General features: G+C 64.9%; 16 protein-coding genes. 1 reads left to right on the plus strand and 15 read right to left on the minus strand.

Annotated elements, in window-relative coordinates; genetic code table 11:
• Window positions 1–6: 6 nt before the first annotated feature.
• The 12 genes from BKX93_RS21970 to BKX93_RS22025 all read right to left on the minus strand — a co-directional run bounded on the left by BKX93_RS21970 (window position 7) and on the right by BKX93_RS22025 (window position 14,890).
• The gene (locus BKX93_RS21970; RefSeq protein WP_070981375.1) at window positions 7–855 is read right to left on the minus strand and encodes a DUF4123 domain-containing protein; all 849 of its coding nucleotides are present in this window, start codon (window positions 853–855) and stop codon (window positions 7–9) included.
• Window positions 856–858: 3 nt separating this feature from the next.
• Window positions 859–3,504, minus strand: a complete 2,646-nt coding sequence (locus BKX93_RS21975; RefSeq protein ID WP_070981377.1) for a type VI secretion system Vgr family protein — start codon at window positions 3,502–3,504, stop codon at window positions 859–861.
• 275 nt (window positions 3,505–3,779) lie between these two features.
• On the minus strand, window positions 3,780–4,628 hold the full coding sequence (locus BKX93_RS21980; RefSeq protein ID WP_046158684.1) for an HDOD domain-containing protein: 849 nt from the start codon (window positions 4,626–4,628) through the stop codon (window positions 3,780–3,782).
• Between the two features lie 297 nt (window positions 4,629–4,925).
• Window positions 4,926–6,887 carry an acetoacetate--CoA ligase gene (locus tag BKX93_RS21985; RefSeq protein WP_070981378.1) on the minus strand — a complete coding sequence of 654 codons (1,962 nt, stop codon included), beginning with the start codon at window positions 6,885–6,887 and terminating at the stop codon, window positions 4,926–4,928.
• A gap of 64 nt (window positions 6,888–6,951) precedes the next feature.
• Window positions 6,952–7,845, minus strand: coding sequence for a hydroxymethylglutaryl-CoA lyase (locus BKX93_RS21990; RefSeq protein WP_046168904.1), 894 nt, complete (start codon window positions 7,843–7,845; stop codon window positions 6,952–6,954).
• 9 nt (window positions 7,846–7,854) lie between these two features.
• A complete protein-coding gene (locus tag BKX93_RS21995; RefSeq protein WP_046158687.1) occupies window positions 7,855–8,364 on the minus strand; it encodes a GyrI-like domain-containing protein in 510 nt (169 codons plus the stop codon).
• 10 nt (window positions 8,365–8,374) lie between these two features.
• Window positions 8,375–8,857 carry a tetratricopeptide repeat protein gene (locus BKX93_RS22000; protein ID WP_046168905.1) on the minus strand — a complete coding sequence of 161 codons (483 nt, stop codon included), beginning with the start codon at window positions 8,855–8,857 and terminating at the stop codon, window positions 8,375–8,377.
• 34 nt (window positions 8,858–8,891) lie between these two features.
• On the minus strand, window positions 8,892–10,847 hold the full coding sequence (locus BKX93_RS22005) for an acetyl/propionyl/methylcrotonyl-CoA carboxylase subunit alpha (RefSeq protein WP_070981380.1): 1,956 nt from the start codon (window positions 10,845–10,847) through the stop codon (window positions 8,892–8,894).
• A 13-nt stretch (window positions 10,848–10,860) separates the two neighbouring features.
• Window positions 10,861–11,649, minus strand: coding sequence for an enoyl-CoA hydratase/isomerase family protein (locus tag BKX93_RS22010; protein ID WP_046158690.1), 789 nt, complete (start codon window positions 11,647–11,649; stop codon window positions 10,861–10,863).
• 10 nt (window positions 11,650–11,659) lie between these two features.
• On the minus strand, window positions 11,660–13,258 hold the full coding sequence (locus BKX93_RS22015) for a carboxyl transferase domain-containing protein (RefSeq protein ID WP_046167057.1): 1,599 nt from the start codon (window positions 13,256–13,258) through the stop codon (window positions 11,660–11,662).
• A gap of 14 nt (window positions 13,259–13,272) precedes the next feature.
• Window positions 13,273–13,617: a nuclear transport factor 2 family protein gene (locus BKX93_RS22020; protein WP_070981382.1), complete on the minus strand. Its 345-nt coding sequence runs from the start codon at window positions 13,615–13,617 to the stop codon at window positions 13,273–13,275.
• Window positions 13,618–13,720: 103 nt separating this feature from the next.
• Window positions 13,721–14,890, minus strand: a complete 1,170-nt coding sequence (locus tag BKX93_RS22025) for an isovaleryl-CoA dehydrogenase (protein ID WP_070981384.1) — start codon at window positions 14,888–14,890, stop codon at window positions 13,721–13,723.
• Window positions 14,891–15,101: 211 nt separating this feature from the next.
• Here BKX93_RS22025 and BKX93_RS22030 point away from each other — a divergent pair, with 211 nt between their 5' ends.
• Window positions 15,102–15,548, plus strand: a complete 447-nt coding sequence (locus tag BKX93_RS22030) for a YaiI/YqxD family protein (RefSeq protein ID WP_046158694.1) — start codon at window positions 15,102–15,104, stop codon at window positions 15,546–15,548.
• Window positions 15,549–16,058: 510 nt separating this feature from the next.
• Here BKX93_RS22030 and BKX93_RS22035 read toward each other — a convergent pair.
• From BKX93_RS22035 to BKX93_RS22045, 3 genes are all read right to left on the minus strand, one after another.
• A complete protein-coding gene (locus BKX93_RS22035; RefSeq protein WP_070981388.1) occupies window positions 16,059–17,282 on the minus strand; it encodes an L-lactate MFS transporter in 1,224 nt (407 codons plus the stop codon).
• Between the two features lie 106 nt (window positions 17,283–17,388).
• On the minus strand, window positions 17,389–18,141 hold the full coding sequence (locus tag BKX93_RS22040; RefSeq protein WP_070981390.1) for a LytR/AlgR family response regulator transcription factor: 753 nt from the start codon (window positions 18,139–18,141) through the stop codon (window positions 17,389–17,391).
• Entirely contained in the window at window positions 18,135–19,808 is a 1,674-nt protein-coding gene (locus tag BKX93_RS22045) for a sensor histidine kinase (protein WP_070981392.1), read from the minus strand. The genes BKX93_RS22040 and BKX93_RS22045 overlap by 7 nt, the downstream gene beginning before the upstream one ends.
• Window positions 19,809–19,828 lie beyond the last annotated feature (20 nt).

Below are 19,828 nucleotides of genomic sequence, written 5' to 3' on the forward strand. Positions count from 1 at the left end.
AGAATTCTATTCTGATAGCGCAGAGACTAGGAGTTGTCCCTTGCGGGTTCGATTCCAATACTCTTGCCACTCCGCTTCTTGATGGAAGCTATCGCCTTGCACAAAGGCAAAAGAGGCAAAAAGCGCTTGGCTCGGTTCATCATGAATGCCATAGCTACTCATCGCTTCAGCCAGCTGGCCAAGACGCAGATGAAGCGATGCCGGCGTTTCGTCCTGGGGCAGCTCCACTGCATAGTGCGCGAGGATCGGCGGGAGCATGTCCGGGCGGGCGCGGTCCATCATTCTATCGAATTGCGCTTGCGTAAACTCCAGCGGTTCCCACGGTTCCGGAATTTCGGGCGTGTCGCGGAGTGTTGCCGCTTCCCATTCGCCAGTGCGGCCGATCCAGCCCCAGCGCGCAACCTGGGAGGCGAGCAGCGTCAATTGCGCGTCCGACATCAGCGGCAGCACGTTGGCCAGCGTGTGGGTGTCGGCAAAGCGCAGCAATAGCTTTTGCCCGTCGTCGGTGTGGAAGTCGCTGAGCCAGTGCCAGAACGCGCTATCCGGGACCGCGTAGCGGAACTCCACCACGCTGAGCAGCGGGCGCCCGGATGTGATGGCCAGCCATTCGGGCCACCAGTCTTGCAGATGCAGCGGCTGCGTCCAGATCAGCGGGCCGAAGTCTTCCAGCTCAGCCATTGGGCTGTGGTCTAGCGCTCTTTGCCAAGGCTGGCCATGGCGCAGCAGCCAGCGCTTTTCCTTGGCGCTGAGCTGGCTGCCATCCATCAGCCAGCAGTAATGGCTGTCCTCGTTTTTGGCCATCCATTGATGCAACTGCGGCAGCAACTCCGGGGCGTGGTGATTCTGCAGGAACATGGCTTAGGCTCCGGGCGTGGTGGTGGCGACCGGGCTGCGCGCGGCCATCGCTTTCAGTAGGCAGGGGATGCAGACATTGTTGGGGAACTGCGGCAAGGGGGGGGCCATCTGATCCGGCCCGCTCCAATCGTGTTTGCCGGCCTTGATGCTGACGTTGCCAGGCGCGTGCAGTTCGATCTTGCCATCCTTGATCCGGACATAGGCGCCGCCGCTGCTCAGCAGGATTTCTTGCTTGGCGTTGGCGTGAATCTTTTGCTTGGCCGATGTGATGGTCAAATCCTGGTCGGCGGTCAGTTCCATGGCGTCGCTCTGCGCCTGCAGCTGCACCTTGCCTTTCGCCGCAATCAGCTTGAACGCCACCTTGTCCTTGACGCCCGCGACAAACAGACTGATATGCATGCCGACATTGTGCAGCCAGCGCCGGCCGGTGGTGTGATTGCTGTCGCGCTGCGAAATCAGATCCAGATTTTGGCCGGCGGCCAGGGTCTGGCTCTGTTCGGTCAGGCTGGCGATGCCGGCCGGGGCGGACAGGATGATAACAGGCTGCTGGCCGGGAACCTCGCCGCCGCCGTTGGTGTTGGTGCCGGCCTCCCACGCCTTCAACGCGCTGGCCAGGTGTGTCAGGTTGCCTTTTTCTTTGGCGCCGTCCTTGGCGTTGTCCGGGTCGATTGCATCCGGGCCGGTTTCCATGGCGTCGGCCAGCTGGCCGGCGGCGGTTTCGCCCAGCACTTGCGCCAGGCTCAGCGCGCTGTTGATCTGGTTTTGCGCATGTTCGCGCGCCAGTTGCTTCCCGCCTGCGCCGTTCTGCGCCTCGGTGGACAGCAATAGGCCGTGCGCGGCGCGAATGGCCCCGTGGTTATCGGTGCGCAGTTCGAAGCCTTCGCCGCGCGGCTGGGCCTTGCCGTCGCTGCGCGGGTGGGCCAGAAAGCCTTGGTTCAGCTGTGTCTTGCCCGGCTCGCTGGACAGCTTGGCGCGGACTTCGCCTGGCGTGTCGTCGAATAGCAATTCGTTGTAGCCGCCGCCCTGGTGCTCTTTCGACTTGATGCCGGATAGCGTCTTGTTGGCCGGCAGGCTGCCGGCGCCGCTGAATGTCGGCGTCGGATGGCTGCCGTTGTACAGCACGCCGGTAATCAAGGGGCGGTCGATATCGCCTTCAATGAAGTTGACCAGCACTTCCTGGCCGATGCGCGGAATGAATTGATGCCCCCACGCCGCGCCGGCCGAAGGCATGGCCACGCGCAGCCAGCAGGAAGACTTGTCGTCCATCCCCGCGCCGATGGTCGGGTGTTCCTCCGGCCGCTGCCAGTGGAATTGCACTTTGACGCGGCCGTGTTCGTCGGTGTGGACCTCTTCGCCGGCCGGGCCGACCACGGTCGCGGTTTGGGTGCCAAGGCTGGTCGGCTTGGCGTGCGGGGTGTCGGCATAGGCCGGCGTCAGCGGGATGCCGCGCCGTTGCGCCTGGAATTCGGTCTGATAGGGCGCGGCCGTCGAGTCTGCCGCCTGCAGGCCCAAGCCGGGGGCGATGGCCTGCAGCTGCCGGGATAGGTCGCCCGGCAGGTTGTTGCGGGCCTGGATGCGCTGGCCGGTGACGACGAATTCGCGCTGTTCCGCGCTGTCGCCCTGGTGCGCCGGGTGGTTGTCCAGCCGGAACCACGCGCCGGCCTGCAGGCCGCGCACCGCGCCGGAACCGGTGAAGGTCTTGGCCTGCAGGTCGTGCGCCTGCTGGCGCAGCTGGGCATAGCGGCTGAGCTGGTCGGCGTCGCTGGCGTAGTAGAGGCCGGGGGCGTCGTAATGGCTAAGGCTGCTTTGCAATGCCTGGCCGGCCTGTCCCTGGTCCACCTGGCTTGTGTCGCTGCTGTGGCTGGTGCTCGTGGGCTGGTAATCGAAGCTGGCCAGCGTCACGCCGCCGGCGACGATCTGGCGCGCGGCCTGCCAATCGGTCAGGCCGTCTTGTTCCTCGGTGGCGTCGGCGCGGTGAAAGCGCACGCTGGGCGCGCTGCCGGCGGGCAGGCTGAAGGCATCGTCAAACACGACAAGTCGGACCTGCGGGCTATCGCCATCGACGTGTTCGAAACGCCAGGCGAAACCCTCCTCATGCATCAGCCGCACGATGAAATCAAAATCGCTCTCTTTATATTGCAGGCAGTAGCTGCGCGAAGGCTGGGCGGCATCCACCTTGATGTCCAGCGTCTGCACGCGGGCAAAGGCGGGATTAGCGGCCTGATGCTCGCTGATGATCTGTTTGATGATGTCCGGAACCGTCATGTCCTGGAACACGCGGGAAGTCCGACGATGGCGCAGCAGGGCAAAGGGCGGTTCTACTGTGATGCCATAGCGGGAAAAGCCGCCGTCGCTGCCCAATAAGCGCGCCTGGCTAATCACGCCGCAACGTACATCCTCGCCGCCTTCGGCATTCATCAGGCCGACGCGGGCCGGGTGGCCTAGCAGGGACTTGAGTTCGATCTGGCCATCTGGCGACAGGCAATCCAGCTGGAAACGGTAGGAGCGGGATACGCCTTCCTCGCCGTCCAGCGTCTGCGGCAGCAGCTGTTCCGGGCCGGCGTCGTCGCTGGCGATGGCAAGGGTGATATGGCGGTTGTCTTGGGAAAAGGCTGAGGCGAAGGAGGCGAGCAGGGCAGTTATATCCATGGCAGTTCCATGAGTGCGCCTCTGAGCGTAGGGCGCTTATCTGGCTGTAACAGAATGGGAAGACTGCAGGATAACCCTTTTACAGATGAGGGAGTGAATAAGGGCTGCTGTACTTTTGGGCAGGTTTAATTTGTTTTATTCTGCGTTTTCGGACAGTAATTGTAGGTGGATCATGCCCACCAAGAAGCAGTATTCATGAACTGGACTCGGCGTGTCGTTCCAAACGTCAACCGCATCTCGCCTCGATTCGAGCGGGGTGCAGACGGGCGGCTTCTTCATTCCCCTTGCAGGCCAGCGAGAATATGAGCCTTTTGCTCATCGGAAACCGGCAGGGCCGAGATCAGTTTTTCCTTGGCGACGCCTGGTATGTGCTGAGAGATATTGTCGATGTCGAAAGGCAGGGCCGGGTTGTCCGGATCCTGGATCAGGTGGCGGGCGCAGTCGATGGCGATTTGCGCGATATGGGTGCGCGGCCGGTCGACGCCCCGGATCAGCTGGCTGATCATCTGCGGCAACTGCCAGATGTCGGCCAGCGCCAGCGTCAATTGCCGGAAGGTGAAGCCGGCGGTGTTCAACTGGGCCAGGCCGGTTCGGTTGGCGCGCCCGGATTCGAATTCCGCGATGGCCGCGGTCGGCAATTCCGGCGCGAAATGCCAAAGCAGCAAATCTCCGGTTTCGGAAAGCAGCGTGGCCAGCGAGATTTCTTCGGGCGAGGTGTCGGAACGGAGATTCGACCACGCCCGCGCGATGCTGGACGCCATGACGGCGGTGGAAACCGCCGCTTTCCAGCCGGGGTGATCCACCTTCACCACCGGGCTTCTGGAAATCAGCGAATACAATTCATCGCTGCCCAACTGAAGTATGGTGGCCAATTGGGTGGTGGTTTCCTTGCCCAGCCGCCTGGAGCGGTGCCGCTCGGCCTCTATCAGCAATTTGACGGCCAGATAGGGATCGTCGTGAACCATGTCCACCAGTTCCCGCGGCGAAAATTCAGGCGCCTCTTTCCCCTGGGATTTCAGCGACTGGAAAATATCCCGCGTTGCCGATAGAACGGGAATGTCCTTGTCTTTCAGGTAGGTCGCCCATTGTTCAGTACTCCAGCCTTGCTGGTGCCGGCTCAACATTTTTCCGCTCCGAAAATCGTTGCGCTTCGCGTTATAGCGTGATCGGTGGATACCGTCTGTATTTGTGGCATCCATCGCGGCTAGCCAAGCGCTTTTGCCTTCTATTCATGATAATTCAGTTCCAGGCATCCAGCGCTTGAAAACATCCTGATATTGCCCCCGCCTTGCGCATTTGGCGGATTTTGGAATGAAGCTGTCGCGTTGGAGGGGTTTTGGCCGGGCCGCTGCCGATGGCTCGGCCAAAACAAAAACGAGGGCGGCGGCCCTCGTTTGCTGAATCGCGCGCGCGGAGGCAGTTTATTCGCCCAGTTCGCTCAGATTCTCGAACAGCTTCAGCGCTTCCGGATTGGCCAGCGCGCTGACATTGCTGACCGGACGGCCGTGGATCACGTTCTTCACCGCCAGTTCGACGATCTTGCCGCTGACGGTGCGGGGGATGTCGGCCACGGCGACGATGCGGGCGGGTACGTGGCGGGGGCTGGCGCCGTTCTTGATCTGGGCCTTGATGCGGCCGGCCAGGTCTTCGTCAAGCTGCACGCCTTCGCGCAGCTTGACGAACAGCACCACGCGCTCGTCGTCCTGCCAGGCTTGGCCGACGGCCAGGCTTTCCAGCACTTCCGGGAACACTTCCACCTGGCGGTAGATCTCGGCGGTGCCGATGCGCACGCCGCCGGGGTTGAGCACCGCGTCGGAGCGGCCGTAGATGATCACGCCGTCGTGCTGGGTGACTTCGGCGTAGTCGCCGTGGCACCAGATGTTGGGGAAGCGGCCGAAGTAGGCCTGGTGGTATTTCTCGCCGTCCGGATCGTTCCAGAAGCCTATCGGCATCGACGGGAACGGCTTCAGGCAGACCAGTTCGCCCTTTTCTCGATACAGCGGGCGGCCCAGCTCGTCGTAGATGTCCACCGCCATGCCCAGGCCGCGGCATTGCAGCTCGCCGCGGTAGACCGGCAGCGTCGGCGCGCCCAGCGCGAAGCAGGAGACGATGTCGGTGCCGCCGGAGATGGAGGCCAGGTTGAGGTCGGACTTGATGTTCTCGTACACCCAGTCGTAGCTTTCCGCCACCAGCGGCGAGCCGGTGGAGAACAGGCTGCGCAGCTTGGGCAGCTGCCAGTCGCGGGCGGGAACGAGAGGCGTCTTCTTCAGGCTGTCGATGTACTTGGCGGAGGTGCCGAAGTGGGTGAAGCCGTGTTCGGCGGCGTAGTCCCACAGCGCGCGGCCGTCATCGGCGAACGGCGAGCCGTCGTACAGCATCAGCGCCGCGCCGGAGGCGAGGCCGCTCACCAGCCAGTTCCACATCATCCAGCCGCAGGTGGTGAAGTAAAACAGGTGGTCGCCCTGATGGACGTCGGCGTGCAGCTGGTGTTCCTTCAGGTGCTGCAGCAGCGTGCCGCCGGCGCCGTGGACGATGCATTTGGGCTTGCCGGTGGTGCCGCTGGAATACAGGATGTACAACGGGTGGTTGAACGGCAGGCGCAGGTATTCCACCGGGCGGGCGTCGAAGCCGGCGAGGAAGGCGTCCAGCGTCTGCGCGCGCGGCACGGCGGCGGCGAAGTCCGCGCCGTCGCCCAGGTAGGGCACCACCACGAAGCGCTCCACGCTGGGCAGCTTTTCCGCCAGGTGGATCATCTTGGCGCGGATGTCCACCGCCTTGCCGTTGTACCAGTAGCCATCCGGGCAGAACAGGATCCTGGGCTCGGTCTGGCCGAAGCGGTCTAGCGCGCCGTCGGTGCCGAAGTCTGGCGAGCCGCTGGTCCATACCGCGCCCAGGCTGCTGGCGGCCAGCATCGCCGCCAGCGCGGCCGGCATATTGGGCATGAACCCGGCGACGCGGTCGCCCGGCTGGATGCTGCTGGCGCGCATCGCCTGCTGCAGGCGGGAGACCAGCTGGTTCAGCTCGCGCCAGGACAGCTTCTGTTCGACCTTGTCCTCGCCGCGGAACACTACGGCCAACGTGTCGTCGTCGCGGCGCAGCAGGTTTTCCGCGAAGTTGAGCCGGGATTCGGGAAAGAAGCGGGCGGCCAGCATGTCGTCGCCGTTTTCCAGCGCGACCGAGCCCTTGTCGCCGATCACGCCGCAGTAATCCCATACCAGCGACCAGAAGCGGCCCGGGTCTTCGACGCTGGCGCGCCACAGGCGGTGGTAGTCGGGCAGCTCCTTGCCCCAGACGGTTTCGGCCAGGCGGGCGAAGGCGGTGAGATGGCAGCCGGACAGCCGCTCGGCGGAGGGCGTCCAGATCGGGGTAACGCGTGCTTGCATGGTTTCTCCTGTGGCGGCCCGCCTGTTTGTTTTGCTTTGGGGGAGCGGACCCGCCGGTATGGTTTCAGCCCTGGCGGCCGAGCGCGTGCGCCAGCTTGGAGGCGGGGGGCTTGCCCAGCGCGTCGGCGATGAACCAGGCGACATCCACCAGTTTAGTGAGATCGATGCCGGTGTGGTAGCCCTCGCCCGCCAGCAGGTAGGCCACGTCTTCGGTGGCGACGTTGCCGGACGCGCCGCGCGCGTATGGGCAGCCGCCCAATCCCGCCACCGAGGCGTCGAACACGCGCAGGCCGATGTCCAGCGCGGCGCGGATGTTGGCGACGGCCATGCCGTAGGTGTCGTGGAAATGGCCGGCCAGCTGCTTGGCCGGCACGGCGTCCAGCACCGCGTCCAGCATCTCGCGCACCGAGGCCGGGGTGCCCACGCCTATGGTGTCGCCCAGCGAGATTTCGTAGCAGCCCAGGTCGGCCAGCGCCCGGGATACCTCGGCCACTTTTTGCGGCGCGATCCGTCCCTCGTACGGGCAGCCGACCACGCAGGACACGTAGCCGCGCACCCTGACGCCGGCGTCCAGCGCGCGGCGGGCCACGCTTTCGAAACGCTGCAGGCTTTCGGCGATGCTGGCGTTGATGTTCTTCTGGCTGAAGCTTTCGCTGGCGGCGCCGAAGACGGCGATTTCGCGCGCGCCGGCAGCCAGCGCCACGTCCAGTCCCTTGTCGTTGGGCACCAGCACCGGGTAGGCGATGGGGCCGGACGTGTCCAGCGCGGCCAACACTTCGGCGCTGCCGGCCATCTGCGGCACCCACTTGGGCGACACGAAGGCGCCGGCCTCGATCGCGGACAGGCCGGTTTCGGCCAGGCGGCGGATCAGTTCCAGCTTGATCTCGGCGCTCAGCGGCTGTTTCTCGTTCTGCAGCCCGTCGCGCGGGCCCACTTCCACTAGCTTGACGCTTTGCATGGCTTTCCTTCAGCGCTTGGGCTGGATGGGGATGTAGATGTCCATCTGCAGGGTGTCCCGGCCGGGGGAGCAGCGTCCGTCGTAGCGTTCGAAGGATTCGCCAGGCGCGTGTTCCCATTTGGCGGACGCGGGCAGCCAGGTCTGGTAGATGTGCTGCCAGGTTGCGACGATGGCTTCGCCGAAACTGGCCGGGTCGGTCGCCGGCGGCGTGGTGAACACCGCGTACTTGGCCGGCGCCACGCTTCGACGCTCGCTGTCCGGCGGCGGCGCGCCGTCCGCCGGGCATTCCATCGCGATCAGGTAGCGGAAGCCGCCGGTTTGCGGATTGAAGTCGCAGGTGACGCCGTATTCCGGGGCGTGCGGTTTGCCCAGCGCTTCCAGCAGCGGCTGGCGCAGCCGTTCGGCGTAATCGTTCCAGAAGGCGGGAATCTGGCGCAGGTTGTCGCCGTTTTCCAGCCGGGTGGGGATGCTGTAGCCGGCCAGCGACAGGCCGGGATGATTGATGATGACGGGGTCCATGTCGGTCTCGTTACCAGGTGCGGTCAAGGTCTTCCGCGTAGAAGCGGATGGCGCGGCGGTAGGCGCGGATGCCGTGGTCGGCGCTGCCGTCGGCCAGAAGCGCCAGCAGGCTTTGCGTGGCTTCCTTGTGTTGGCCGCGGTTGTACAGCGCCATCGCCAGGAATGCGCGCAGCGCGTGGTGTTCCGGGAATAGCCGCAAGCCTTCCCGCAGCGCGGCTTCGGCTTGGTCGAAGCGGCCCAGCGCGCGATGGCTGCTGCCCAGGCCCAGCCAGGCCTCGGCCGCGGTATCGCCGCTCAGTCCCAGTTCCAGCGCCTGCTGGTAATGGGGGATGGCTTCCTCTTCCAGGCCCAGGCTGTCGTGGATGCAGGCGGCGAGGTAATGCAGGTCGGCATGCTGGGGCTGGTGCCGCAACAGCTCCAGCGCCTGGCTGCGCGCGGCCTCGTATTCGCCGCGCTGGCGCAGTTGCTGGATGTTTTCCAGGGCGATATGCATGGCCTTGCCTTATGAAGTCAGGAAAATGATTTTGTCATTCTGCGGCAAAATCGACCAACTCGTCACCATCGTTAACCTGTTCGCCTGCCGCGAAGTAAAAGTCCTGCACCACGCCGTCGCCCGGCGCGGTGATGGTGTGCTCCATCTTCATCGCTTCCAGGATCAGCAGCGGAGAACCCTTGGCGACTTTCGCGCCGATTTCGGCCAGCAGCGCCACCACCCGGCCAGGCATCGGCGCTTTCAAATGGGTTTCGCCATGCACGCCCAGCTCGGTGTAGGCATAGGGATCGATGAAATCGACGCTCAACCGCTCGCTGTTTTCGAACAGCGCGCGCCGCGCGCCGTGGCGGACGATGACGGCCTTGACGCGAAGGCCGTCGAGCACCGCTTCCAGCTGGTTGCCGGCAAGGCTGGCGCGGGCGTGGAAGCTTTCCGTACCGACGCGGACGACGCAGCCGTCATCCTGGTATTGGAGTTCCACGCCGTAGTCTTCATCGTGGCTCTCGAAGGCGAAGCGGCGCGTCAGCCGCCCGTTCAGCCGCCAGCCGGCGGGAGCCGGGTAGGGCGCCTGATTCGCCAGCGCTTCGGCCAGCGCCAGCAAGGCCAGCTGCCTGGCGGTGGGCGCGGCGGGTTCTGGCAGCAATTCATCGTGATGGCGGGCGATCAGGCCGGTGTCGACCTGGCCGCTGGAGAAGCTGGGATGATTCACGATGCGGCGCAGGAAAGACACATTGCTGGACAGGCCGACTATCCGGTACTGCGCCAGCGCGGCATCCATCTGCCTGAGCGCGGCTTCGCGGGTCTCGCCCCAGACGATCAGCTTGGCGATCATCGGGTCGTAGAACGGCGAGATGGCGTCGCCCTGCTCGACGCCGGTATCGATGCGCACATTGGCGGATTCGGCCGGCGTCGCCAGGTGAATCAGCGTGCCGGTGGACGGCAGGAAGCCCTTGTCCGGGTCTTCGGCGTAGATGCGCGCCTCGATCGCGTGGCCGCGGATGGCGAGCTGTTCTTGCTTCAGCGGCAGTTCACCGCCGGCGGCGACAGCAAGCTGCCAGGCCACCAGGTCTTGGCCGGTGATCATCTCGGTCACCGGGTGTTCCACCTGCAACCGGGTGTTCATCTCCATGAAGTAGAACTTGCCCGTGTCCACGTCCATGATGAACTCGACGGTGCCGGCGCCGATATAGCCCACCGCGCGCGCGGCGGCCACCGCCGCCTGGCCCATCGCTTCGCGAGTGGCCTGCGGCAGGTGGGGCGCCGGGGCTTCTTCCAGCACTTTCTGGTGGCGGCGCTGCACCGAGCAGTCGCGCTCGAACAGGTAGACGCAGCCGCCCAGCTTGTCGGCGAACACTTGGATTTCAACGTGGCGCGGCTTGGTCAGGTATTTCTCCACCAGCACCTTGTCGTCGCCGAAGCTGGCGCGCGCCTCGCGCTGGCAGGAGGCGAGGGCGGCGGCGAAGTCTTCGCTCTTTTCCACGATGCGCATGCCCTTGCCGCCGCCGCCGGCGCTGGCTTTGATCAGCACCGGGTAGCCGATGGCATCGGCCTGCTTTTGCAGCTTCGCTGGATCTTGGTCGTCGCCGTGATAGCCGGGCACCAGCGGCACGCCGGCCTTCTCCATCAGCGCCTTGGCGGCGGATTTGCTGCCCATCGCGGCGATGGCCGAGGCCGGCGGGCCGATGAAGGCGATGCCGGCGGCCTCGCAGGCGGCGGCGAAGTCTTCGTTCTCGGACAGGAAGCCGTAGCCGGGATGCACCGCCTGGGCGCCGCTCTGCCTGGCGATGGCCAGGATCAGGTCGGCGCGCAGATAGGATTCGGCGGCCGGCGCCGGGCCGAGGCGATAGGCCTCGTCGGCCAGCTTGACGAAGCGGGCGTCGGCGTCGGCGTCGGAGTAGACGGCGACAGTGGCGATGCCGAGGGCGCGGGCGGTCTTGATGACGCGGCAGGCTATCTCACCCCTGTTGGCGATCAGAATCTTGTTGAACATGGCGTTATCCTTGTTATTCCTGCCATTTCGGCGCGCGTTTCTCGAAGAACGAAGCCAGCCCCTCGCGCGCTTCCTCGCCGGCGCGGATGGAAGCGATGCGGCCGGCGGTGTGCTCCAGCAGTTGGTCGTCCCACGGCGAGCCTTCGCGCAGTTCGGCCAGCAGCAGCTTGGCCTCGCGCAGCGCGCCTGGCGCGCCCTTGGCCAGCTCTTCGGCGATTTCGGCCACCCGCTCGTCCAGCAACTCTTCGCTGACTAGCTCGTGGATCAGGCCCAGCTTCAGCGCGGTGCCGGCGGTGATGCGCTCGGCGGACAGGAAGTAGCGCCGGGCCTGGCGCGGACCGATGGCGTCGGCGACATAGGGGCCGATGGTGGCGGGGACCAGGCCCAGCCTCACCTCGGTCAGCGCGAACTTGGCGGCGTCGGTGGCGATTGCGATGTCGCAGACGGCGGCCAGGCCGGTGCCGCCGGCCATCGCCGCGCCGTGGATGCGGGCGATCACCGGCTTGGCGCTGCGGTAGACGCCTTTCAGCATGGCCGCCAGCTTTTGCGCGTCGGCGAGGTTTTCGGCTTCGCTGTAGCCGGCGGCGCGGCGCATCCAGTCCAGGTCCGCGCCGGCGCAGAAGCTCTTGCCGCGGCCGGCCAGCACGATGACGCGCACGTCCTGCTTGCGGTTCAACTGGCGCATCGCCTCGGTCAGCTCGGCGATCAGCACCTCGTTCAGCGCGTTGTGCAGATCCGGCCGGTTCAGCCAGACGGTGGCCACCTTGCCCTGTTGCTCGATTTGCAGCGTGGTGTAGCTCATCATCCGCTCCTTACATCCGGAACACGCCGAAGCGCGTGGCTTCGACCGGGGCCGACAGCGAGGCCTCCAGCGCCAGCGCCAGCGCGTCGCGGGTCTGGGCCGGGTCGATCACGCCGTCGTCCCACAAGCGGGCGCTGGCGTAGTAGGGGTGGCCCTGTTCCTCGTACTGCTGGCGCACCGGGGCTTTCAGAGCCTCTTCCTGCTCAGGCGTGAAGGCGTCTCCCAGCTGTTCCTTCTTCACCTGGGCCAGCACGCCGGCGGCCTGTTCGCCGCCCATCACCGAGATGCGGCTGTTCGGCCACATCCACAGGAAGCGGGGCGAGTAGGCGCGGCCGCACATGCCGTAGTTGCCGGCGCCGAAGCTGCCGCCTATCAGCACGGTGAACTTGGGCACTTTGGCGCAGGCCACCGCTGTCACCAGCTTGGCGCCGTCCTTGGCGATGCCGCCGTTCTCATACTTCTTGCCCACCATGAAGCCGGTGATGTTCTGCAGGAAGATCAATGGAATGCCGCGCTGGCAGCACAATTCGACGAAGTGCGCGCCCTTCAGCGCGGATTCGGAAAACAAAATGCCGTTGTTGGCCAGGATGCCGACGCGGTAACCATTCAAACGGGCAAAGCCCGTGATTAATGTGGTCCCGTAGTTCTGCTTGAATTCGTCGAAGTCGGAATCGTCCACCAGCCGGGCGATGATCTCGCGCACGTCGAACGGCTTTTTCGGATCGGCCGGAATCACGCCGTAGATTTCCTCCGCGGCGTAGCGCGGCGGCTTGGGCTCGGCGCGGTCCAGTTCGCCCTGTTTTTTCCAGTTCAGGTCCGACACGATGCGGCGGGCGATGGACAGCGCGTGGGCATCGTTCTGGGCCAGGTGGTCGGCGACGCCTGAGATTTTCGCGTGCACATCGCCGCCGCCCAGTTCCTCGGCGCTGACCACCTCGCCGGTGGCGGCCTTAACCAGCGGCGGGCCGCCCAGGAAGATGGTGCCCTGTTCCTTGACGATGACGGTTTCGTCGCTCATCGCCGGCACGTAGGCGCCGCCGGCGGTGCAGCTGCCCATCACCACGGCGATCTGCGGAATGCCGGCGGCGGACAGATTGGCCTGGTTGTAGAAGATGCGGCCGAAGTGCTCCTTGTCCGGAAACACCTCGTCCTGCAGCGGCAGGAAGGCGCCGCCGGAGTCCACCAAGTAGACGCAGGGCAAGCGGTTGTCGCGGGCGATTTCCTGCGCGCGCAAATGCTTCTTCACCGTCATCGGATAATAGGTGCCGCCCTTGACGGTGGCGTCGTTGGCGATGATCAGGCAGTCGACGCCGGAAATGCGGCCGATGCCGGCTATCATGCCCGCGCCGGGGGCGTCGTCGCCGTACATGCCGTAGGCGGCGAGCTGAGACAATTCCAGGAACGGCGCGCCGGGATCGAGCAGCATGTCGATGCGCTCGCGCGGCAGCAGTTTGCCGCGCGCGGTGTGCTTGGCGCGGGCTTTCTCGCCGCCGCCCAAGGCCGCTTGGGCGACTTTCTGTTTCAGATCATCTACCAGCGCGCGCATCTTGTCGGCGTTGGCGACGAAGTCCGCGGCGCGCGGCGACAGCTTGGATTCGAGGATGGGCATGTTCTTTTACCTTGTCATTCGGCGTCGACGAACCACACCGCCGCGATCAGGCCATCGGCGTTGACGTCGTAGATGGCGACGGCGCGCATGTGGTTCTCGCCGTCCAGCGTCACGTCCTCGTGGTCGATGACGCGGCTGCCCTGCACGATGCGGTGCAGCAGCGCGGCGTGCAGCTTGGGCAGGTTGAAGCGCTTGCTGGCGTAGTGGTCGGCCAGCGCGGCGCGGCCATTCAGGCTCAGCGTCATGGCCGGCAGGCGGTAGACCTTGACGTCCTCGGCGTAGCAGGCGGCGAAGGCTTCAAGATTGCGGGCGTTGTAGGCGTCCAGCTGGGCCTGGACGATGCGTTCGGCGGCGGTCATGTTCGGGTTTCCTGAGCGTTGCCGGAAAATAGTGGAGAGCGGCAGGAGAAAAGGCCTGAGGCAAGGCTGCGCAACGCGGCATCAGGCATTTTATCCGTCGTTCTCAGCGGGTTTCGGCCATCAGTTCGCGGCCGATCAGCCAGCGGCGGATCTCGCTGGTGCCGGCGCCGATTTCGTACAGCTTGGCGTCGCGCAGCAGGCGGCCGGTCGCGTATTCGTTGATGTAGCCGTTGCCGCCCAGGCACTGGATGGCGTCCAGCGCCAGCTGGGTGGCGTTCTCGGCCGCGTACAGGATGGCGCCGGCGGCGTCCTTGCGGGTCTGGCGGCCGGTCTCGCCGCGGTCCAGCGCCTGGCCCACGGCGTAGACATAGGCGCGGCTGGCGGACAGCTTGACGTACATGTCGGCCAGTTTGCCCTGCATCAGCTGGAAATCGCCTATCGGCTGGCCGAATTGGGTGCGGTCGTTCAGGTAGGGCACCACGATGTCCAGGCTGGCCTGCATGATGCCCAAGGGGCCGGCGGCCAGCACCGAGCGCTCGTAATCCAGGCCGCTCATCAGCACTTTCACGCCATTGCCTTCGCCGCCGAGCACGTTCTCGTCGGGCACGAAACAGTTGTCGAAGAAGATCGGGTAAGTGTTGGAGCCGCGCATGCCCAGCTTGTCCAGCTTGCTGCCGTGGCTGAAGCCGGCAAAGCTCTTCTCGATGATGAAGGCGGTGATGCCCTTGGGGCCGGCGTTGACGTCGGTCTTGGCGTACACCACCAGCGTGCCGGCGTCGCCGCCGTTGGTGATCCACATCTTGCTGCCATTGAGCAGGTAGCCGCCGTCGGTCTTGTCGGCCTTCAGCTTCATGCTGACCACGTCGGAGCCGGCGTTGGGCTCGGACATCGCCAGCGCGCCGACGTGTTCGCCGGAGATCAGCTTGGGCAGGTATTTCGCGCGCTGCGCGTCGTTGCCGTTCTTGTAGATCTGGTTGACGCACAGATTGGAGTGAGCGCCGTAGGACAGGCCCACCGAGGCGCTGGCGCGGCTGATTTCTTCCATCGCGATCATGTGGGCGAGGTAGCCCATGTCCACGCCGCCGTACTGCTCGCTGACGGTGATGCCGAGCAAGCCGAGCTCGCCGAATTTGCGCCACAGATCGGCCGGGAATAGATTGTCCTGGTCGATGATGGCGGCGCGCGGCGCGATCTCGCGCTCGGCGAAGTCGCGCACCGATTCGCGCAGGAGGTCGTAAGTCTCGCCGAAGGCGAAGCGCAGGCTGCTGTACATGGAATTCTCCTCGTTGGGCGTGCGGCGCGGCTGGCGGCGCCTGATGAGCACATCATCGCTTACGTTTACGTAAGCGTCAATATGGCGCGATGACAGCGAACTGAGGTGTTGGGCGCTTGTACTCGCAAACGGCGGCTGCAGCGATGCGCTGGATACGGTTGTCGGGATTGACGGGTATCATGGCGGCCTGTTGATAGAGAAAGAAGCCGACATGACGATCTGGGTAGACGCCGACGCCTGTCCCAAGGTGATACGGGAAGTGCTGTTCCGCGCGGCGCAGCGCACCGGCGTGGAGCTGGTGTTGGTCGCCAACCAGCTGCTGACGGTGCCCAAGGCGCCGAACATCCGCGCGCTGCAGGTGCCCAAGGGCTTCGACGTGGCCGACAACGAGATCGCCCGCCGCATCGAGCCGACTGATTTGCTGATCACCGGCGACATCCCGCTGGCGTCCGAGGTGCTGGCCAAGGGCGCGCAGGCGCTGAACTGGCGCGGCGACGCTTTCTCCAAGGAGACCATCGCCGCCCAGCTGACGATGCGGGACTTCATGGACAATCTGCGCGCCAGCGGCGTGCAGACCGAAGGACCGCCGCCCTTGAGCCAGGCGGACCGGCAGGCCTTTGCCCGCCAGCTGGACATCTGGCTGGCCAAGAGGCGTTAGCAAGAACCCTGATCCTGCGGTTGCGCCTCCTGGTACGTACTATTTTTACTGCCTGCGTCGGCGCGCCTTGGTTTAGGCTTTTGTCAGCGTCTTATAAGAATCTGTTCATGATCTCTTGTCCGGTTTTTAGGCTTAGCTTGCGGGAAACCGCGTATCCGATGCGTCTAGGTCCCTTCAAGCCTGCCGTCGGGTGGCAGACCCGAGGGTTTAAGCGGCTGTCTGTTTGAGTCCCGCGACGTTAGCGCGGGACGAGTTCAGCCGCGCCTCGGGTCTGACGGGGCCCGACGGGAAGCCGCAAGCCAGGCTTGCAGGGTGGCTTTTAGGGGTGGAGGGGATATTTGGCCAAGCAAATATCCCCTCCCTGTCCGCCGGGCAGCCCCGGCTATGAAAACGATTATCCGCGTAGCGGATTCAAAACCATAAAGATCGTGAGCAGGTTCTAATTGCCAAGCCCAAGCATGCGAAAGCCCCCGAATCCGGGGGCTTTGTCTTATCTGGAAGGCGTCAAGCTCAGGCCTTGCCCAGATGCGGCTCGGCGTCGAACGCTTCCTTGTTGGTCTGGATCGCGCCCGGCTGACGGATGGTCAGCGAGAACAGCAAGGCGACGATCAGCAGCGCCAGGATCAGGTGGAAGGTGGCGAGGAAGCCACCGAACAGCGAGGCGACGATGGAGCCGACTATGCTGCCGATGCCGAAGCCCAGGTAAATCACGCCGTAGTTTTTGGTCAGGTTGTTCAGGCCGAAGAAATCGCTGACCAGAGACGGGTAGACGGTGATGGTGCCGCCGAAGCTGAAGGCGATGCAGGCGATGGCGGCGAAGAACAGGCTGGCGTTGAGCGGGGCGAACAGCAGGGTCAGCATGCCGGCCAGCGCGGCGATCTGGGCGATGGTGATGACGCGGATGCGCGGCATCTTGTCGGACAGCACGCCCAGCACCAGGCGGCCGGACAGGTTGGCCACGGCGATCACGGCCACCGCGTTGGCGGCGGTGGCGGCCGACAGGTGGACGAAGCTCTCACCGATATCCTTGGCCACGCCGATCACGTACAGGCCGCTCATGCACACGGTCAGGAACATCAGCGCCAGCATCCAGTATTGCGGCTGGCGCATCGCCTCGGCCAGCGTGAAGTCGCGGCTGCCGCCGGTTTGCGCCGCGGCCGGTTGCTGCGGCGCGTCAGTCATCAGCAAGGCGCCGGCCACCACCATGGCCATTGCGATCAGGCCCCACAGCTGGAAGGTGGCTTCCAGGCTGAAGCGCGACAGCAAGGCCAGGTTGATGAACTTGAAGCCCAGGCTGCCCAGGCCGTAAGCGCCGATGGCGCAGGCGGAGATCAGGCCCTTGCGTTCCGGAAACCATTTCACGCAGTTGGACAGCGACATCAGGTAGCCGGCGCCGTCGGCGAAGCCCACCAGCAGGCCGGCGCACAGATACAGCATGATCAGGCTGCCGGCGTGGGAGGTCAGGTAGAAGCCCAGGCCCAGCATCAGGCCGGAAGCGATGGCGACCTTGCGCACGCCGAAGCGCTCCTGCAGCTTGCCGGCCATCGACGACGCCACCGCCAGGGCGAGGCTGAGCAGGCCGAAGGCGAAAGCCACCTGGCTGACCGGCTCGGAGAGCTTATGCGACAGCTGGGCGTTGAACAGGCTCCAGGTGTAGACGGAACCCAGCGCGAACTGGGTGATGACGGTACCGGCCAGGGTACGGTAGCGGATGGCGTTGCTTGAGGCGTTCATGGCGCTGCTCGCTTAAAGTCATTACTGTTGGCATGACTATAAGCCCGCGCTTATGGAGGCGGCGCAGCGCGGGAATGGAATGCAGACGGCGCGGAATGAACTGCAATCAAAGATGCATCAACTGCCTGAAGGCCTTGATATTGTTGCGGCTGACCGGGATTTCCGCCTTCAGGTCGTACAGTTTGATGATGTAGGTGCTGTTCTGCCAGGGCGCGATTTCGCGGATCTTGTGGATGTTGACGCAGAAGGAGCGGTGGCAGCGGAAGAAACTGTCGGCCGGCAGCCGCGACACGAACTCGCTGATGCTCATCGCCATCACGTAGCGGTCGCGCGCGGTGTAGACCAGGGTGACCTTCTCGTCGGCCTCCACGTAATAGATCTCTTCGCAGGGGGTGACGATGATGCTGTCGCCCTTGGCCAGGTTGACTGTGCGGCTGAGGGACGCGCTTTCCGTCGCATGGGGCGCGGCGGGCACGGAGGCGGTCGGAGGGGGCGCGGACTCAAGCGCTTCCAACTTACGCAGCAGGCCGATGATGCGGGCCTCGTTGTATGGCTTGAGGATGTAGTCGAAGGCTTCCACCTCGAAGGCGTCCACCGCGAATTCCTTGTAGGCGGTGACGAAGACGATGCGCGGCGGCCGCGCGGTCTTGTGCAGGTTCTTGGCCAGCAGCAGGCCGTCTATCGACGGGATGTTGATGTCGAGGAACACCACGTCGACATCGCGCTCCTGCAGGAATTTGAACGCCTCCAGTCCATCCTCGACGCTGGCGGCGATCTCGATGGAGCTGTGCTCCTGGATCAGGTAGGCCAGCTCTTCGCGCGCCAGGTATTCGTCCTCGACGATCAGCGCCTTCAGCATGCGGCGTCCTCCAGCGGCAGTTCGAAACTCACTTCGGTGCCGGGCTCCAGCCGGGCCAGCCGCAGGCCCTCGCCGTACAGCAGCTTGATGCGCTCGTTGACGTTGGACAGGCCTATGCTGCGGCTCTCCACCTTGCCCTCGGCGATGCCGTCCATCACTTCCTGGCTGATGCCGTAGCCGGTGTCGCGCACCGATACCCGGATGCGATCGACCAGCTTCTTCACCGCGATGCGCACCTCGCCAGGCTCCTTGCGCGGCTGGATGCCGTGCAGGATGGCGTTTTCCACCAGGGGCTGCAGCAGCAGGCTGGGCACGCGGGCGTGGACTTCGTCGACATCGAACACGACGGACAGCTTGTCGCCGAAGCGCGCCTGCTCGATGGCCACATAGTCTCGCACCTGTTTCAGCTCCTCCTGGATGTCGATCAGGGTGTCGCCCAGCGACAGGTTGTAGCGCAGATAGTCGGCCAGTTGGGCGATCAGCTGGCGCGCGTCGGCCGGCCGGATGCGGATCAAGGACGAGATCGCGTTCAGCGCGTTGAACAGGAAGTGCGGGTTGATCTTGCTCTGCAGCGCGGCGAACTCGGCCTTGCGCGCCATCTCCTGCAACTGCTTGATCCGCGACGCCTCCATCTGGGTGGAGATCAACTGCGACAGGCCGACGGCTAGTTCGCGCAGCGAGCCGGTGATGCCGCCGCTCTTGCGGAAGAAGATTTTCAGCGTGCCGGTGACGCGGCCGTTTTCGCGCAGCGGAATGATGATCACCGAGTGGAAGTCTGCCACCCGGTATTGGCGCAGGTCGTTCTCGATGATGATCGCATCCTCGCGCACTGCGCGGCGGGTGATCTCGCCGATGGCGGAGTGGTCGGCCGGCTCGTAGTAGTCCTTGCCCAGGCCGACATAGGCCTGTACGTCGCGGGTGTCGGTGATGGCCACCGCGTCGGCGCCGATGTGGTTGCGGATCACGGTGCATACCTCCACCAGCGCGTCGCGGTCCACATTCTGGAAATAGGGCAGGGTGCGGTTGGCGATGGTCAGCGCCAGCTTGGCCTGGCGCGCCGCCAAGAGCTCCTTCTCGTCGTCCAGGTCCTGTACCAGCTTGATGATCAGGCCGATGCAGACGGTGCCGGTGATCATCGGGTAGGCGATGTGGCCGACGATGGCCTGGCCGACCGCCGGCTCGGTGAGCCACAGGATCAGCGCCATGGTCAGGCTTTCGCAGGCGATGCCGGCGGCGATGCCGTACAGCCACAGCCGCTTGCGGCCGGCGCGGAAGTGGATGGCGGTGGCTAGCAGGCCGGCGCAGATGCTGGAGATCAGGCAGGGCAGCGAGGTGTAGCCGTGGATGTCTATCAGGTAGCGGTGCAGGCCGGAGACGATGCCGGCCGGTATGCCCACCCAGGGGCCGAACAATATGCCGCCGGCCAGGATGGCGATGGTGCGGACGTTGACCAGCGAGCCGTCCACCGGAATGCCGGTATAGGTGCTGAACACGGCGAACAGGCAGAACAGCAGCGACACGCCGGCCAGCTCGGCCGGGCTGTGGGCCTGCTGGCGCAGCAGATGCTGGAACGGCCGGACGCGGGTCAGGAAGAACAGCGCCATCAGCATCAGCGCGGCGCGCTCGAACACCGCGAGCAGCAGCATATTGGGATTGTTTTCTATCATCGGGAGCAAAGCCGCGGCGG

This window comes from Chromobacterium vaccinii (assembly GCF_001855275.1).
In the GTDB taxonomy this organism is placed as follows: Bacteria; Pseudomonadota; Gammaproteobacteria; order Burkholderiales; family Chromobacteriaceae; genus Chromobacterium; species Chromobacterium vaccinii.

What these genes read in the sequence shown, in the direction of transcription:
- BKX93_RS21970 (WP_070981375.1), bottom strand. Translation starts at nt 855, where the DNA reads ATGTTCCTGCAGAATCACCACGCCCCGGAGTTGCTGCCGCAGTTGCAT.
- BKX93_RS21975 (WP_070981377.1), bottom strand. Translation starts at nt 3,504, where the DNA reads ATGGATATAACTGCCCTGCTCGCCTCCTTCGCCTCAGCCTTTTCCCAA.
- BKX93_RS21980 (WP_046158684.1), bottom strand. Translation starts at nt 4,628, where the DNA reads ATGTTGAGCCGGCACCAGCAAGGCTGGAGTACTGAACAATGGGCGACC.
- BKX93_RS21985 (WP_070981378.1), bottom strand. Translation starts at nt 6,887, where the DNA reads ATGCAAGCACGCGTTACCCCGATCTGGACGCCCTCCGCCGAGCGGCTG.
- BKX93_RS21990 (WP_046168904.1), bottom strand. Translation starts at nt 7,845, where the DNA reads ATGCAAAGCGTCAAGCTAGTGGAAGTGGGCCCGCGCGACGGGCTGCAG.
- BKX93_RS21995 (WP_046158687.1), bottom strand. Translation starts at nt 8,364, where the DNA reads ATGGACCCCGTCATCATCAATCATCCCGGCCTGTCGCTGGCCGGCTAC.
- BKX93_RS22000 (WP_046168905.1), bottom strand. Translation starts at nt 8,857, where the DNA reads ATGCATATCGCCCTGGAAAACATCCAGCAACTGCGCCAGCGCGGCGAA.
- BKX93_RS22005 (WP_070981380.1), bottom strand. Translation starts at nt 10,847, where the DNA reads ATGTTCAACAAGATTCTGATCGCCAACAGGGGTGAGATAGCCTGCCGC.
- BKX93_RS22010 (WP_046158690.1), bottom strand. Translation starts at nt 11,649, where the DNA reads ATGAGCTACACCACGCTGCAAATCGAGCAACAGGGCAAGGTGGCCACC.
- BKX93_RS22015 (WP_046167057.1), bottom strand. Translation starts at nt 13,258, where the DNA reads ATGCCCATCCTCGAATCCAAGCTGTCGCCGCGCGCCGCGGACTTCGTC.
- BKX93_RS22020 (WP_070981382.1), bottom strand. Translation starts at nt 13,617, where the DNA reads ATGACCGCCGCCGAACGCATCGTCCAGGCCCAGCTGGACGCCTACAAC.
- BKX93_RS22025 (WP_070981384.1), bottom strand. Translation starts at nt 14,890, where the DNA reads ATGTACAGCAGCCTGCGCTTCGCCTTCGGCGAGACTTACGACCTCCTG.
- BKX93_RS22030 (WP_046158694.1), top strand. Translation starts at nt 15,102, where the DNA reads ATGACGATCTGGGTAGACGCCGACGCCTGTCCCAAGGTGATACGGGAA.
- BKX93_RS22035 (WP_070981388.1), bottom strand. Translation starts at nt 17,282, where the DNA reads ATGAACGCCTCAAGCAACGCCATCCGCTACCGTACCCTGGCCGGTACC.
- BKX93_RS22040 (WP_070981390.1), bottom strand. Translation starts at nt 18,141, where the DNA reads ATGCTGAAGGCGCTGATCGTCGAGGACGAATACCTGGCGCGCGAAGAG.
- BKX93_RS22045 (WP_070981392.1), bottom strand. Translation starts at nt 19,808, where the DNA reads ATGATAGAAAACAATCCCAATATGCTGCTGCTCGCGGTGTTCGAGCGC.